This window comes from Methyloversatilis sp. (genome assembly GCF_030696805.1).
Taxonomy (GTDB): Bacteria; Pseudomonadota; Gammaproteobacteria; order Burkholderiales; family Rhodocyclaceae; genus Methyloversatilis.
The window spans coordinates 108,008-123,323 of sequence record NZ_JAUYRO010000012.1 but is presented as its reverse complement, the minus strand read 5'-3'; the positions used below and the strand labels follow the sequence as shown (position 1 = coordinate 123,323).

The following is a 15,316-nucleotide window of genomic DNA, read 5'->3' as shown; positions in this document are numbered from 1 at the left end:
ATCAGCAACGATACCTGTTGAGTACCGATGAAAGCCGCTCCCATACCTGCCAACGAAATGCAGCGCCTGCACGCGTTGCACCGCCTCGATCTGCTCGATACCGACCCCGAGCCGGCATTCGACGACCTGACCATGCTCGCCGCACAGATCTGCGAAGCACCGATCGCACTCGTGTCTCTGGTGGACGCCGAGCGGCAATGGTTCAAGTCGCGCTGCGGACTGCAGGCGACCGAAACATCGCGCGATGTATCGATGTGTGCCCATGCGTTCACCGAACAGGATGGTCTGCTTGTCGTGACGGATACCTTGCTCGACGATCGCTTTGCCGATAGTCCGCTGGTGGTCGGCGAACCGCATATCCGCTTCTATGGAGGCGTAGTGCTGTGGTCGCCGGACCGGCTGCCGCTGGGCGCCCTTTGCGTGATCGACCACCGTCCGCGCGCGGTGGATGCGTCGCAACAGCAGGCGTTGAGAGCGCTGGCCCGGCAGGCGGAGGCGCAGATACATCTGCGGTTGCGCGTGCGCGAACTGCGCGAAACGTCGCTGGCGCTCGAACACCAGAAATCGCAGCTGATACGCCAACACGATGCACTGGAAGCGCGCTGCGAAAAACTCTCGGTCGAGGCGCGCGTGGATGCGCTGACCGGCGTCGGCTCCCGGCGCGACGCCGACGACCGGCTGAACGAAGAGTTTCGCGTCGCACGGACGCTGAATCTGCCGCTGTCGGTTGCACTGATCGATATCGACCACTTCAAGCAGGTGAACGACACCTTCGGCCACCCGCGGGGCGACGAAGTGCTTCGTGAAGTGGCGCGCAGGCTCGCGTCGGCGCTGCGCAGCGCCGACTATCTTGCGCGGTTCGGCGGCGAAGAGTTCGTCGTCATGCTGCCGAACACGCCGGCCGGGCTGGCGCGGCAGATCTGCGAACGTCTGCGCCGCGCAGTCGAGGCCGGTCCATGGTGCGCGCCTGACGCACTGACCGTGAGCATCGGCCTCGCCAGCATCGGTGCGCAGGTGACATCAGTCGAAAGCCTGGTCAAGGCGGCCGATGACGCGCTGTACCGGGCCAAGCGCGATGGCCGCAACCGGGTCGAGGCGGCGACCGACCGGACGTCAGCCAGCGCGGGCAAGCCAGTGGGCGCGAAATGATCGCTCAGCGCAGCCGCGCCTGCATGTCCGGCGTGGCGGCCACGCTGCCATCCCGGTCAACGCGCAGCGCGTAACTGACGCCCATGCGCGCGGCCAGCGCCTGCCAATGGTCGCGCCCGGCAATGAACAGCGGCTTGCTGTCGGCGTCCGAGCGCGCACCGGCCCCGGGCGCAGCAGGAATCAGCACGGTCAGCGACTGGGTGTGGCGCACCGGCTGACCATCGCGCGGATCGATCAGGTGGCACAGCCGCTCTTCGTCGAGTTCGAAGTAGCGCTGGTAGTCGCCCGAGGTGCCGATGGCCTCGCCGTCGCGCAGCTCGACACTGGCCAGCGCTTCGGACTTGCGCGGGTGCTGGATGCCGACGCGCCAGTGCTGGTTGCCCTTGCGGCCCAGCGCCATCACATTGCCGCCGATATTGATCAACGCATTGCGCACACCGCGCGCACGCAGCAGCGCGGCCGCGCGGTCGAGCGCGTAACCCTTGGCATAGCCGCCCAGGTCGAACTGCACGGCGACGTTGCGGCTGCTCAGGCGATGACCGCCAGCCGGCCCGGGGGCGATGTCGACATCGGCCATGCGCGGCCACGCCGCGATCAACGCCGCCAGCGTCGCCGCATCGGGCCGCCGCGGCAGGAACTCGTCAGCGTGGAAACCCCAGGCGGCGATCAGCGCACCGGCGGCAGGATTGAACAGGTCTTCGCCGCGCAGTGCCGTGGCCTTCACATCAGAGAGCAACTGCGCCATTTCATCATCGATGGCGGCCGGCTGGCCGGCGGCGATGGCGGCGTTGATGCGCGTCAGCTCCGACGGCTGCCAGGCGTGCAGCAGGCGGTGCAGGCGATCGAATTCACGCAGTACCTCGCCCAGCGCAGCACGCGCCTGTGCGCGGTCGACGCCGTAGACGACGACTTCGACCCGGGTACCGAACACGAAGGATTCCTGCCGCTCGACCGGATCGCGTGCGCAGCCCGCGAGCAGCACGCACAGCCACAGCAGCGCAAAGACAGCGCTAGCGCGTTGCCGCACGTTCGAGCGCGTCGACGAACATCGCGGCGACATCGAAGCCCGTCTGTTCGGTGATTTCCACGAAACAGGTTGGGCTGGTGACATTGATTTCGGTCAGCCGGTCGCCGATCACGTCCAGCCCGACCAGCAGCAGGCCGCGCGCGGCGAGCACCGGGCCGAGCGCGCGGGCGATCCGCCAGTCGGCTTCGGACAGCGGCTGCGCCACGCCGCGCCCGCCGACCGCGAGATTGCCGCGCGTCTCGCCGGCCTTCGGGATGCGCGCCAGGCAGAACGGCACCGGCTCGCCATCGATCAGCAGGATGCGCTTGTCGCCCTGCGCGATGTCCGGTATGAATCGCTGCGCCATCAGCGTGTCGCCGCCGTCGCCGGTCAGCGTTTCGATGATCACATTGCGGTTAGGGTCATCGGCGCGCACGCGGAAGATGCGCGAGCCGCCCATGCCGTCGAGCGGTTTGAGGATGCTGTCGCGATGCAGGTCGATGAAGGCATTGATCGCCGCGACATCGCGCGTGACCAGCGTCGGCGTGATCAGGTCGGGAAATTCGCAGATCGAAACCTTCTCCGAGTGATCGCGCACCGCACGCGGATGGTTGAACACGCGCGCCCCGCCTGCCACGGCGCGCTCGAGCATCCAGGTGGCGGTGATGTACTCGAAGTCGAACGGCGGGTCCTGGCGCATCAGCACGGCGTCGAAGTCGCGCAACGCGCGCATCTCGGCACCGGCCGGGCTGTACCAGGGCTGGTCGCCCTGCGCGAGGTCGATGCGCAGCGCGCTCGCCGACAGCTCGCTGCCCGACAGACTCAGCGCCCCGCGCTGCACGGTCCAGATTTCGTGACCGCGGCGTGCCGCCTCGCGCATCATGGCGATGCTGGAATCCTTGACTGGCTTGAGCGCGTCGAGCGGATCGACGATGAAGGCGAATTGCATGATCAGCCGCGCAGCCCTGTTTCGATGGCTTCATCGTGACCGTCGAGCGGCAGGCCGCGGTCAAGTTCGATGCTGGCCGCCAGCAGCGCAAGGCGCGCTACCACACCATAGGCATAGAACCGGTTCGGCGGCGCATCCGGCTCGCAGCCCGGGTCGGGCATTGTGCAACAGGCTTCGAACGCCAGCGGCTTGAAGTGCATGCCGGGCGCGTTCAGGTTTTCGTCGCGACCGCGCTCGGCATGTACGCGGTAGAAACCGCCTACGACGTAGCGGTCGATCATGTACACCACCGGTTCGGCAACGCCGCCATCGACCGTCTCGAAGGTGGGTACGCCTTCCTGGATCAGCACCGAACTGACTTCCATGCCTTCCTTGATGACAGCCATCTTGTTGCGCTGCTTGCGGTTGAGGCCGACGATTTCGGACGGGTCGCGCACCGTCATGATGCCCATGCCGTAGGTGCCGGCATCGGCCTTCACGATGACGAAGGGATCGTGGTCGATGCTGTGCTGGGCGTACTTGTCGCGGATGCGCGCGAGCAGCGCACCGACCCGCGTCGCCAGACACTCCTCGCCGCTGCGCTCATGGAAGTTGATGTCGTGGCAGACATCGAACATGGGATCGATGAGCCAGGGGTCGATGTCCATGACTGACGAAAAGCTGCGCGCCACCTCGCTGTAGGCCTCGAAGTGTTGCGACTTGCGACGGGTCGTCCAGCCGGCATGCAGCGGCGGAATGACGGTCTGTTCGCGCACGTTCTGCAGCACCTCGGGCACGCCGGCCGACAGGTCGTTGTTGAGCAGGATGGCGCACGGGTCAAAACCTTCGACACCGATGCGCCGCCCGCCGGGCAGGCGGATCAGCGGTTCGAGCAGCAGGCTCTGGCCGTCGCCCAGGTCCAGCGTGGTCGGCGCGGCAATGTCCGGCAGCACGCTGCCGATGCGCACGTGCAGCCCGGCCAGCTTCAGGATGTGCGCCAGCCTCGCCACATTGCGCAGGTAGAACAGGTTGCGCGTGTGGTTTTCGGGCACCAGCACCAGGTTGCGCGCTTCGGGACACAGCTTTTCTATCGCCGTCATCGTCGCCTGCACGCACAAGGGCAGAAAGGCAGCGTTGAGATTGTTGAAGCCGCCGGGAAACAGATTGGTATCGACCGGCGCCAGCTTGAAGCCAGCGTTGCGCAGGTCGACCGAGGCATAAAAGGGTGGCGAGTGCTCCAGCCACTGCGAACGGAACCACTGTTCGATATCGGTCTGGCGTTCCAGGAAGCAGCGCTCCAGCGCGAGCAGCGGGCCGGTGAGCGCGGTGGTCAGATGAGGCACCATGGGCGTTGGGCGGTCGCGATCCGCATTGAAATTCAGGCCGCGAATTGTACCCCTGCGTTACCCCCGCGGTCTGCGCGGCTGCCTCGGGGACGTGCCGACCCGGACAGCTTGCCGGGTGCGCTCCGGTACAATCCGGCCTCTTGCGCATCCGCGCGTTCAATTTTCCGTGAGTGCCATGCTGTCCGCTTCCAACATCACCATGCAGTTCGGTGCCAAACCGCTGTTCGACAATGTCAGCATCAAGTTCGGCGGCGGCTTTCGCTACGGCCTGATCGGCGCCAACGGCGCCGGCAAGTCGACCTTCATGAAAATCCTCGCCGGCGTGCTCGAACCGACCGCCGGCAATGTCGTGCTCGATCCGCACGAGCGCATGGCCTTCCTGCGTCAGGACCAGTTCGCCTTCGAAGACCTGCGGGTGATCGACGTGGTCATGATGGGTCACGCTGAAATGTGGACCTGCATGCAGGAGAAGGACGCTCTCTACGCGAACCCGGAGGCGACCGAAGAGGACTACATGCGCGCCGCCGAACTCGAAGGCGAGTTCGCCGAGTACGACGGCTACACGGCGGAGGCGCGCGCCGGCGAGTTGTTGCTCGGCGTCGGCATTCCGACGGAACAGCACACCGGACCGATGCGCGAGGTCGCGCCCGGCTGGAAGCTGCGCGTGCTGCTGTGCCAGGCGCTGTTCGCCAACCCGGACGTGCTGTTGCTCGACGAACCGACCAACAATCTCGACATCAACACCATCCGCTGGCTCGAACACGTGCTGAACGAACGCAACAGCACGATGATCATCATCAGCCACGACCGTCACTTCCTGAACCAGGTGTGCACCCACATGGCCGATCTGGACTACGCGACCATCCGCGTCTATCCGGGCACCTGGGACGACTACATCGAGGCATCGACGCAGGCGCGCGAGCGGGTCGCCGCGGCGAACGCCAAGGCCAAGGAACGCGTGGCCGACCTGCAGAGCTTCGTACGCCGCTTCTCGGCCAATGCGTCCAAATCCAAGCAGGCCACGTCGCGGCTGAAGATGATCGACAAGATCAAGATCGAGGAATTCAAGCCGAGCTCGCGCCAGTATCCCTGGATACGCTTCGAGTACGACCCGAAGGAAAAGCTGCACCGTCAGGCGGTCGAGCTGGAAAACGTGGTGTTCGGCTACGACGGCGGCCCGCAGATCCTGAAGGGCTTCACCGCTACCTTCGACGGCGGCGACCGCGTGGCCATCATCGGCGAGAACGGCGTCGGCAAGACCACCTTCCTCAAGCTGCTGGTGGGCGAACTGGCGCCGCAGCACGGTGCGATCAAGTGGGCGGAAAAGGCCAGGCTGGGCTATTTCGCGCAGGACCACACGACCGACTTCGACAGTGATCTGAACCTGACCGACTGGATCAGCGGCCACGTGCGCGAGGGCGGCTACGAGGGCGACGACGCGATCACGCTGATCCGCGGCACGCTCGGCCGGCTGCTGTTCGGCGGCGAAGACGTGAAGAAGAAGGTGCGCGTGCTGTCCGGCGGCGAACAGGGCCGCATGATGTTCGGCCGGCTGATGCTGCAGCGGAAGAATGTGCTGCTGCTCGACGAACCGACCAATCACATGGACATGGAATCGATCGAATCGCTGAATGCCGGTCTCGACGCGTTCGAAGGTACGCTGTTCTTCGTGTCACACGACCGCGCCTTCGTGTCGACGCTGGCCACACGCGTGCTGGAAATGCGCGCCGATGGTCAGATCACCGATTACCGCGGCGGCTACGAGGAATACCTCGCCAGCCAGGGCATCGAAGATTGAGCGCCGACGCGTCGAGCGCCGGCAACCCTGGTGCCCGTTGTCCGATCTGCGGCGATGCGCCGGGCCACCACTGGCTTTGGCGCGACGAGCGGCTGCGCATCATCGATGCACGCGATGCCGACCACCCGGCCTTCCTGCGCGTGGTCTGGAACACGCATGCGCGCGAAATGACCGATCTGGGCGACGCCGACCGCCAGCACCTGATGGAGGTGGTGTGGCAGGTCGAACGCGCCGTGCGTGAAATCGCCCAGCCGGACAAGATCAACCTGGGCAGCCTCGGAAACATGGTGCCGCACCTGCACTGGCACGTCATCGCCCGCTGGCCGGACGACGCGCATTTTCCGGGGTCGGTCTGGAGTGCGAAGCAGCGCGAAGGCGCGACCCGCCCGCGGATACCCGCCGCGCTATGGCGCGCCACGCTGCTGGCGCGGCTGGGGCTGCCGGTGGTGGCGGTTACGCCCGAGCTGGTCGCGGCCTACGAAGGCACCGCCTATGCGGCCGACCTGCCCGGCGGTCCGGCCACGCTGCGCATCGGCACGCCGGAACCGCTGCTCGAGCACTGGCTGGCCGAACACGGACAGAACCGCTGGGCGGTCATTTCCGCCGCCAATCCGTGGTCATCGCGCTGCGAAAAAGACGCCAACCATGCCGCGCACACCGCCCTGCGCGCGCTGCTGATGCAGCGCGGCCTGCCGGTATGCGAAGCCATGAACTGGCCGGACGACGGCGTCGCCGGCTGGACCGAACCGGCGCTGCTGTGCGCCGGCCTCAGCCCTGAGGAAGCGATGCGGATAGGCGCCGCCTTCGGACAGAACGCGGTGTTGTGCGGCGAAGCGGGCGACATGGCACGGCTGATGTGGTGCGTGCGCCCGAAAGACAATTGATCCCGCGGGCAGGCAGCGCCGCTCAGTAGCCTTTGGGGCTGTAATCGGGCCCGCCGTCCGGTGTCGCCGCAGGACGGGTGCGCGCGACATGCCAGGTGCCGCCCAGGCCGTCGCCGCTGGCCTGGCCCGGTTTCACATCCCCCACAAAGTAGTACAACGGCTTGCCTTGATGCGCCCATTGCAGGCGGCCATCGTCACGGCGCAACAGCGGGAAGGCCGGCTTTGCCGACGTATCGGCCTGCGCGGAAAAAGGCGGCCACTGCACGGCGCATTCATCCTTGCAGGCGCTGGCACCTGCGCCGTCGCGATCGAACGTATACAGCACCCGGCCGGCCGGGTCGGTGAGCCGTCCGTCCGCGCCTTCGACCGGCTGCGCCAGCGCAGTCGGGCAGCACGCCACAGTGACGATGCACAGCAGGCATCTCGATAACATGTCGATCTCCCGGTCTGGTGACTTGGCACAGGCAGCGCATGCCCGCAGGTTGCGATGCCGCAGCCGGTCAAAAAAAGCGCGCGATCAGGACGGGTGCGCGCACGCAAACAGCGGCAGGCACATAGAATCAGGTATCGGTATCCGCTGCAAGATCGCAATGCACCCGTTCGCCCTGCCTGCCACCGCACTGACGCACCCGCCCGAGCTCGGCTCGGCCCGGGCGGCGCGCGACTGGCTGCAGCAGCTCGACAGCACGCAGCCACTGAACGCGCAGGCCAGCCTGCTCGGCCAGATCAATCTGCTGAACCGCTTTCGCATGACGCCGGGCGAGCGATTGCGTGTGATCGAAGAGCTGCGCGCTGCCGTGCTGCACGCGCAAGCCGGCGCGTCGAGCCGCTTTGTCGGCCGGCCGCTGCCGCTATCGGCCGGCGAGCGCGCAGCCTTCGATGCCAATCAGGCGATGTGGGATGCGCTGGCAACGTCCTACCTGCACTGCCTGGCCGCGGCGCTTGATGGCGACGGCGGCGTCGCCGGACAGGTCGGGCTGATTGCACACCGCGCGCTGAGCGCGCTGTCTCAGATGCAGCTCGACGCGATGCGCGCCGCCCATCTGCCACCGGCCGGCTATTGGCGGCGCACCCATGCCTGCTATGAAGCGGCAGAAAAGCTTGGGGCGGCCGAACGCAAGATCCAGGACGACACGCTGAATGAAGAACGGCCCACCAGCGTGCGCGCCGCCTATGTGCTGTGCGTTCTGATGCACACCGCCAGCCCGTTCGGTCTGACGCACCGCCAGTTGCGCATGCTGTACCGCTGGCTCGGCAAGTGGTCGGGCAAGGTGGCGCTGCTCGACACTGCGATCCACCAGTGCGCGCTGCCGCCGCTGATGCTCGACCTGTCGAGCGACGAGGCGATCGCGCGTGCAGCGCAGCGCGAAAGCTCGCTGCGCTGGCTGGTGCTGGACGAGTTTTCACACGGCATCCGCAAGCGCCTGGGTCTGCTTGCGCAGGGTGAAACGCCGGTCGCCCTGCGTCTGGGCGACGAACTGAGCCCGGCCCAGGCGGACCGCCTGCTGCGCCACCTGCACACGCACTGCTGCCGCGGTGGCCTGACACGCGCCGAACCGAGGCGGCCGCTGCAGCAGAATGCATCGGTGGTCGTCGGCATGCTGGCGGTGCAGCAGTTTCTTGGCGGTGGCGCCGCTGCACTCGACTCCGTGCAATCGGCCAGCGCGCCCGCCACCACCGCCACTGGTTATCTGGTGGAAGACTGGCGCATCCTCGACGACAGCGCCACCGGTCTGCGGCTGGGCCGTCGCATCGGCGGCGACGGCATGCGCGTGAGCAACGGCATGCTGCTGGCGGTGCGGCCGGACAATGTAAGCCAGTTCATGCTGGCCCATATCTGCTGGGTCATGGCCAATGGCATCGAGCTTCAGATCGGCATCAGCCTGCTCGCCGGCACACCTCAGCCGGTCGGACTGGCCCGCGCGCCCGACGGCCAGGGCGAACATCAGGGGCACGGACTGCTGATGCCGGCCGTCGAGCGCATCGGCCAGCCGGAATGCGTGGCGCTACCGTCAGGCTGGTATCGCAAGTCGCGCGACATCCTGCTGTCGGGTGACGCGGGCCGGCGGCGCGTGCGACTGGTTGAATCGCTGGAACGCGGCGCCGATTTTGATCTCGCGCGCATCGAGCCGGCAGCATGACCGACATTCCGCCCCTCCCCGGCACACTGAACTACCGCGACGCCCGCCAGTGCAAGACACTGATAGCGGAATTGCCGCTGACCAATGTGCCGCGGGTGCGCGATACGCTGACCCGGCTGCTGTACGGTCTCAGGCAGACACCACCGCGCAGCCCGGATTATCTCGACGTGCTGGAAGCCATGCGGGCACCGCTGCATTTCCTGCAGGAAAGTCTGGCGGTGCGCTACAGCAGCCGGCCGGTGATTCCGGGCGGCGCAGAAGATCCGGTGCTGCGCCAGGTCGTTGCGCTGTGGCTGGGCATGGCGCAGGCCTATGCGCAGGCGGCGGAGCAGACCGGTGTGCATCCGCTGTCCGACACGCAGCTCGCGCTGGTCTGCCAGCGCTGCGTGCTGTATGCCGGCCGGGCGGTGATCGAGTATTTCCGCGCCCGGCGGACGATCCCGCGCGGCATGTGGCTGGAGCTGCACGGTTATTTCAGCACGGCCGACGAATGGGGCTTCGCCACGCAGCCGGTGGCCGACAGTCTGAAGGAGGGCGGCTATCCGCAGAGCGCAGCCGAATCCTACTGCTGCGTGCTTCTGATCGACCTGTCGAACCCTTATGGCCGCAGTCCGCGCGAATTCGAATGGGTGTGCCGCTGGGCCGACCAGTACGCCAGCCTGACCGAAATCATGCCGGTGTTCGGCGGCACCGACGCCAAGACCTATGCCATCGACCTCAACCGCGACAACGGCGCCAAGCCGCTGGAAGTGTTCGCCCGCGCGCCATCGCTGCGCCGGCTCGGTTCGGCCCGGCTGGCCAGCGAGATCGAGCGCGTCGTGGCGGGACTCAAGCAAGGTCTGTCACCGGAACATCTCGGTCTGGGCGCTGATTGCCACCCTGTTTCAGCGGGCCGCCTGCTGCTGCTTCTCTACAAGCCGTGGTGCCACGCCGCCAATCCGCGCCGCTTCCAGCGGCGCGTCGGTGCCGGCGACATCGATATCGCCCTGGGCTTCGAAGCCATGCATTTTCTGATCAGCGGCAGTGAATTCGTGCAGCCGCCGCCGGCCCGCATCTACAGCCACAGCGATTTCATCGACATCGCCACTTTCGGCGAACGCGCCCACGACGGCGCCGGTCTGGCGGTAAGGCAAGCCAGCGCGCGGGCACACTACCCCACCCGGCGTTGGGCGATGCTCGACCACAGCGTGATGGGCTATCGCCTGCGCGCGCCACCGGACACCGGCCCGGTCGAGCACGCGCAGATCGTCGCCGTGTTCGGCCCTGATGCCGAGCACTGGCGAGTGGCGCGTGTGTCCTGGTTGATGGTCGAAGCCGACGCCCGCCTGCTGGTCGGGCTGCATGTGCTGCCGGGCACGCCGCGCGCCATTGCGATACGGCCCAAGGTTGAAGACGGCGCACCGGCGGAGCGATTCATCCGTGCCTTCCTGCTGCCGTCCGTGCAGGTGATGGGCGAGGAAGCCACACTGGTCGTTCCGCGCGGCTGGTTCCAGCAGGACCGCACGCTCGAAATCTATGTGAACGACACCGTGCTCGGCGTGACCCTGACGCGGCTGAATACCTTTGGCATCAATTACGAACGGGTGGCATTCAGCGAGCTGGCCAAGTAACCGGCGGTGCGGTCCCTGCGAAAACCTAGGCAGCCACCGCCTGCATGGGCTTCAATGTGAGCCGGGCCGGAAAGCGAACGGTGAAGCAGCTGCCCTTGCCCGGTTCGCTGACGACATTGAGCGTCGCCTGGTGGCGTTCGAGCACATGCTTGACGATGGCGAGACCCAGACCGGTACCGCCGGTTTCGCGCGACCGGCCACGATCGACCCGGTAAAAGCGTTCGGTCAGGCGCGGAATGTGCTGCGCATCGATGCCGATCCCGTTGTCTTCGACCGAGAAAACACCGCAGCCGTCGACCACCGTCCAGCCCAGTCGCACCCGACCGCCATCGGGTGTGTAGCGCACCGCGTTGCTGGCCAGATTGCCGAGCGCGCTGCGCAGATCGCGCGCGCAGCCGGTGACCGCGCCGGGCGGGCTGTCCAGTTCGAGCAGCACCTCGTGCCGCCCGCCGGACAGCGCACGTGTTTCGATCATCACGATATCGAGCAGATTGCGCATGTCGACCGCTTCTTCCGGCATCGGTGCGTCGGTTTCCAGCGCTGACAGCGTCAACAGATCATCAACCAGACGCTGCATGCGCACCGACTGCTGCTGCGCCATCGCGATGAAGGACAGCGCCTGTTCGTGCGGCAGTTCGGGCAGCGCGTCCTCAAGTGTTTCGAGGAAGCCGTGAATCACCGTCAGCGGGGTCTTCATTTCGTGTGACACGTTGGCAACGAAGTCGCGCCGCATCGTTTCGAGCTTTTCAAGCTGCGTGATGTCGCGCGACAGCAGCAGCTTCTGCTCGTCGCCAAAGGCCACCACGCGGATCTGCAGCGTGCGGCCAGGCTGGCGCGGCGAAGGCATCAACAGGGGCTCGGTGTAGTCGCCCGATTGAAGGTAGCCGGCGAACTCCGGCTGACGCAGCAGGTTCAGCAGCGAGCTGCCGATGTCGCGTTGCCCGTCGAGACCGAGGTGCTGCTCGGCCATCGGATTCAGCCACTCGATCACCTCGTCGCGCGACATGATGAGCGTGCCGTCGGGCATCGCTCGGCTGGCTTCGCGCATGCGTTCGAGCCGGCTGCGCAGGTCTTCCCGCAGATGGCGCGCGTTGCGCTCGCGCCGCGCCAGCTTGGCGAACAGGAATTCCCACTGACCGGCGCCATCGGGCAGCGCCGTATCGACGGTCGAATTGAGCCAGTGATCGAAGCGGCCTATTTCGTACTGGTCGCGCAGGCTCCCCGCCAGCAGTACACCCACCGCCAGCGCCAATCCGAATACGACCGACCCAGCGATCAGCCCGGTCAGCACGCAGGCGCCAACCAGTGCCGCGCGCAGCAGGACGCGAAACCAGAATTCACGCATGGCGGAACGATCCGTTCATTCGCGGATTATCGCGCGCTATTCCTTCTGGCAGGACAGTCTGTAGCCACTGCCGCGCACGGTCTGGATCAGTGTGTCGTGGCCGCTCGCTTCGAGCACGCTGCGCAGGCGACGGATATGCACATCCACGGTCCGCTCCTCGACGAATACGTGATCGCCCCACACGCTGTCGAGCAGCTGGGCGCGCGAATGCACCCGCTCGGCGTGCGTCATGAAAAAATGCAGCAGGCGGAATTCGGTCGGGCCCAGCATGACGGCTGCGCCGCGGGCGGTGACGCGATGAGTCGCCGGGTCGAGGCGCAGGCCTTCGATCTCTACCGGATCTTCGGTGGCCTGCGGCTTCTGTCGGCGCAGCACCGCCTTGATTCGCGCCGCCAGCTCGCGTGGCGAAAAAGGCTTGGTGACATAGTCGTCGGCGCCGGTTTCCAGCCCGGTCACCTTGGACTGTTCGTCGCCGCGCGCGGTCAGCATGATGATGGGCACGCCGCGCGTACGTTCATCGCTGCGCAACCTGCGCGCAAGATCAATGCCGCTTTGCCCGGGCAACATCCAGTCGAGCAGCACCAGATCGGGCAATTCGGCCTGCATCAGGCGCAGCGCGGTTTCGGCGTCGAGCGCGCGCAGCGGATCGTGGCCGGTGCGCGTGAGGGTCACGCTGATCAGTTCCTGAATGGACGGTTCGTCCTCGACAACGAGTATGCGGGCCATGACGATGAGGGTCGTTCCGGTGATGGATCGTTGCGGAGTCTATTTCAGTACGATGACGATTTAGTGACAGCATCCGACTGCTGTATGCGCGTCCACGACGGCAGTGCGCGCGGCGCGCGGTATCATCGACATTCTTCGTATCCAATGCAGAAAATCATGGCCGGTCTCGACAAGGACACCCCGATTCCCACCGAAATCAAGGTGCAGCAGAAATCGAAGTTGATGGACGTCAGTTTCGACAACGGGCAGCACTTCAGCTTCAGTTTCGAATTCCTCCGCGTGTGCTCGCCTTCGGCCGAGGTACGCGGCCACGGACCGGGCCAGGAAACGCTGCAGGTCGGCAAACGCGACATCGACATCGCGCGCGTCGAGCCGGTCGGCTCGTATGCGGTGAAGCCGGTTTTTTCCGACGGACACGACAGCGGTATCTACTCCTGGGACTATCTGTACTTGCTGGGCGAGAACCAGCAAGCGCTGTGGTCCGATTATCTGGCCCGCCTTGATGCCGCCGGCGCCAGCCGCGATCCTGCACTGACGCCGCCGCCTGCAGCCAAGGGTGGCTGCGGCCACTCCCATTGAGCAAAGCATGAGCGAACCCTCCACCGATTTCGGATTCGAGCGCGTCGCCGAGGCGGCGAAGGCGAAGCGTGTGTCGAGCGTGTTTTCGTCGGTCGCCCGGCGTTACGACATCATGAACGACCTGATGTCCGGCGGCCTGCACCGCGGCTGGAAAGCTTTCGCGATCCAGATGGCCGGCGTGCGTCAGGGGCAGCGCGTGCTTGACGTGGCAGCCGGCACCGGCGACCTGACCATTGCGCATGCCAAGCGTGCCGGCGAAACCGGCGAGGTGTGGCACACCGACATCAATCCGGACATGCTGCGCGAAGGCCGTGACCGGCTGACCAATGCCGGACTATTGCTGCCCAGCCTGCTGTGCGACGCCGAAAAGCTGCCCTTCCCGGACAATTACTTCGATTGCGTCACGGTCGCTTTCGGTCTGCGCAACATGACGCACAAGGACCGCGCGCTGGCCGAGTTCCGGCGCGTACTCAAGCCGGGCGGCCGCTCGCTGGTGCTGGAATTTTCGCGCATCGCCAAACCGCTGGAGAAGGCCTACGACCTGTACTCATTCAAGGTGCTGCCCTGGCTGGGCCGTCAAGTGGCGAAGGACGAAGCCAGCTATCGCTATCTGGCCGAGTCGATCCGCATGCACCCCGACCAGGACACGCTGGCCGGAATGATGCGCGACGCCGGCCTCGGTCGGGTTGAGTACTTCAACCTGAGTGCCGGTGTGGTCGCACTGCACCGCGGCTTCAAGCTCTGAACGCCTGCAGCCCTGGCAATCCGACGAGAAAGAAGCGAACCTTCCGCGTAGCTCGCGGTCCATTAGTGTGCTAATTTTTCAGGCGGTGAATCAGGCAGTGAATCCGAAGCCGGACTGGCTTCGTCACTGACCTCGTTTTTCCGCCTTACCCGAGGAGACAACAGAATGAAGAAGTTCCTGCTGATGCTTTTTGCCACCGTCGTCAGTTTCGGCGGCATGACCTACGAAGCCGAAGCCAAGCGGCTCGGTGGCAGCAAGTCGTTCGGATCGCAGCGCGATTCGTCTGTGATGAAGCGCGACGCCACGCCGGCGCCGGCACAGAACACGTCGTCGGCTACGCAACAGTCGGGCGCAGCAGCAGCCGGCGCAGCCGCGCAACCGGCGAAGCGTTCGTGGATGGGTCCGCTGGCCGGTCTGGCCGCCGGCATCGGCCTGGCCGCGTTGGCTTCGCACCTCGGATTCGGTGAAGAACTCGCATCCTTCATGATGATCGCGCTGTTGGTCGTCGGCGCGCTGGTGCTGTGGCGCGTGTTTGCACGCCGCAAGTCGCCGGCTCCGCAGGCGGGCATGCAGTACGCGGCTGCCGCCGCCGGTCGTCCGGCTTACGCGCCGCCCCAGGTTCAGCCCTTTGACGCGCCCGCTGCCGGTGGCTCCGCCGCAGCGACAACCGCGCCAGCGCACATCCCGGCTGATTTCGACGTGGCTGGCTTTCTGCGTCAGGCCAAGCTGAACTTCGTGCGCCTTCAGGCGGCGAACGATGCCGGTGACGTGGAGGACATCCGCAGCTTCACGACGCCGGAAGTATTCGCTGAAATCCGCATGCAGATCCAGGAGCGCGGCAACGAGCCACAATCCACCGATGTGGTCCAGGTTGAAGCCGTGCTGCTCGATGTCACCACCGAAGACACACAGTACGTCGCCAGCGTGCGCTTCTACGGTCTGATCCGCGAACAGGCTGATGCGTCGCCGGAGTCGTTCGATGAGGTGTGGCACCTGTCGAAGCCCGTGTCGGGCGACCGTGGCTGGCTCATTGCCGGCATCCAGCAGATGGAATAAGCG

General features: G+C 66.0%; 14 protein-coding genes. 8 read left to right on the top strand and 6 right to left on the bottom strand.

Going from position 1 to position 15,316, the window contains the following annotated elements; translation table 11 throughout:
- Nucleotides 1-27: 27 nt before the first annotated feature.
- On the top strand, nucleotides 28-1,149 hold the full coding sequence (locus Q8R75_RS01570) for a sensor domain-containing diguanylate cyclase (protein WP_305614383.1): 1,122 nt from the start codon (nucleotides 28-30) through the stop codon (nucleotides 1,147-1,149).
- Between the two features lie 4 nt (nucleotides 1,150-1,153).
- On the opposite strand, the gene Q8R75_RS01565 is transcribed toward Q8R75_RS01570, so the two are convergent.
- From Q8R75_RS01565 to gshA, 3 genes are read right to left on the bottom strand one after another with little or no spacing between them, the layout of a single operon-like run.
- Nucleotides 1,154-2,176, bottom strand: coding sequence for an FAD:protein FMN transferase (locus Q8R75_RS01565; protein WP_305614382.1), 1,023 nt, complete (start codon nucleotides 2,174-2,176; stop codon nucleotides 1,154-1,156).
- Nucleotides 2,160-3,110 (bottom strand): glutathione synthase, encoded by a 951-nt coding sequence (gene gshB, locus Q8R75_RS01560; RefSeq protein WP_305614395.1) that lies wholly within the window; start codon nucleotides 3,108-3,110, stop codon nucleotides 2,160-2,162. Before gshB ends, Q8R75_RS01565 begins: the two co-directional genes overlap by 17 nt.
- Nucleotides 3,107-4,429, bottom strand: coding sequence for a glutamate--cysteine ligase (gshA, locus tag Q8R75_RS01555; RefSeq protein ID WP_305627229.1), 1,323 nt, complete (start codon nucleotides 4,427-4,429; stop codon nucleotides 3,107-3,109). The genes gshB and gshA overlap by 4 nt, the downstream gene beginning before the upstream one ends.
- Nucleotides 4,430-4,604: 175 nt before the next feature.
- On the opposite strand from gshA, the gene Q8R75_RS01550 reads away from it, so the two are divergent.
- Nucleotides 4,605-6,227: an ABC-F family ATPase gene (locus Q8R75_RS01550; protein ID WP_305615366.1), complete on the top strand. Its 1,623-nt coding sequence runs from the start codon at nucleotides 4,605-4,607 to the stop codon at nucleotides 6,225-6,227.
- Nucleotides 6,224-7,111: a DUF3293 domain-containing protein gene (locus tag Q8R75_RS01545; protein WP_305615364.1), complete on the top strand. Its 888-nt coding sequence runs from the start codon at nucleotides 6,224-6,226 to the stop codon at nucleotides 7,109-7,111. The genes Q8R75_RS01550 and Q8R75_RS01545 overlap by 4 nt, the downstream gene beginning before the upstream one ends.
- A gap of 22 nt (nucleotides 7,112-7,133) precedes the next feature.
- Here Q8R75_RS01545 and Q8R75_RS01540 read toward each other — a convergent pair whose 3' ends face one another.
- On the bottom strand, nucleotides 7,134-7,544 hold the full coding sequence (locus tag Q8R75_RS01540) for a hypothetical protein (protein WP_305615362.1): 411 nt from the start codon (nucleotides 7,542-7,544) through the stop codon (nucleotides 7,134-7,136).
- 157 nt (nucleotides 7,545-7,701) lie between these two features.
- Between Q8R75_RS01540 and Q8R75_RS01535 the strand changes: the two genes are divergently transcribed.
- Nucleotides 7,702-9,252, top strand: a complete 1,551-nt coding sequence (locus Q8R75_RS01535) for a hypothetical protein (protein WP_305615360.1) — start codon at nucleotides 7,702-7,704, stop codon at nucleotides 9,250-9,252.
- Nucleotides 9,249-10,862 carry a hypothetical protein gene (locus Q8R75_RS01530; protein WP_305615358.1) on the top strand — a complete coding sequence of 538 codons (1,614 nt, stop codon included), beginning with the start codon at nucleotides 9,249-9,251 and terminating at the stop codon, nucleotides 10,860-10,862. The genes Q8R75_RS01535 and Q8R75_RS01530 overlap by 4 nt, the downstream gene beginning before the upstream one ends.
- Nucleotides 10,863-10,887: 25 nt before the next feature.
- On the opposite strand, the gene phoR is transcribed toward Q8R75_RS01530, so the two are convergent.
- The gene (gene phoR / locus Q8R75_RS01525; RefSeq protein WP_305615356.1) at nucleotides 10,888-12,207 is read right to left on the bottom strand and encodes a phosphate regulon sensor histidine kinase PhoR; all 1,320 of its coding nucleotides are present in this window, start codon (nucleotides 12,205-12,207) and stop codon (nucleotides 10,888-10,890) included.
- A 36-nt stretch (nucleotides 12,208-12,243) separates the two neighbouring features.
- On the bottom strand, nucleotides 12,244-12,933 hold the full coding sequence (phoB, locus tag Q8R75_RS01520; protein ID WP_305615354.1) for a phosphate regulon transcriptional regulator PhoB: 690 nt from the start codon (nucleotides 12,931-12,933) through the stop codon (nucleotides 12,244-12,246).
- Nucleotides 12,934-13,089: 156 nt separating this feature from the next.
- On the opposite strand from phoB, the gene Q8R75_RS01515 reads away from it, so the two are divergent.
- The 3 genes from Q8R75_RS01515 to Q8R75_RS01505 all read left to right on the top strand — a co-directional run bounded on the left by Q8R75_RS01515 (nucleotide 13,090) and on the right by Q8R75_RS01505 (nucleotide 15,313).
- Nucleotides 13,090-13,512 (top strand): DUF971 domain-containing protein, encoded by a 423-nt coding sequence (locus Q8R75_RS01515; protein WP_305615352.1) that lies wholly within the window; start codon nucleotides 13,090-13,092, stop codon nucleotides 13,510-13,512.
- Between the two features lie 7 nt (nucleotides 13,513-13,519).
- Nucleotides 13,520-14,257 (top strand): bifunctional demethylmenaquinone methyltransferase/2-methoxy-6-polyprenyl-1,4-benzoquinol methylase UbiE, encoded by a 738-nt coding sequence (gene ubiE / locus Q8R75_RS01510; RefSeq protein WP_305615350.1) that lies wholly within the window; start codon nucleotides 13,520-13,522, stop codon nucleotides 14,255-14,257.
- A 165-nt stretch (nucleotides 14,258-14,422) separates the two neighbouring features.
- Nucleotides 14,423-15,313 carry a TIM44-like domain-containing protein gene (locus Q8R75_RS01505; protein WP_305615348.1) on the top strand — a complete coding sequence of 297 codons (891 nt, stop codon included), beginning with the start codon at nucleotides 14,423-14,425 and terminating at the stop codon, nucleotides 15,311-15,313.
- The last annotated feature ends 3 nt before the right edge of the window (nucleotides 15,314-15,316 follow it).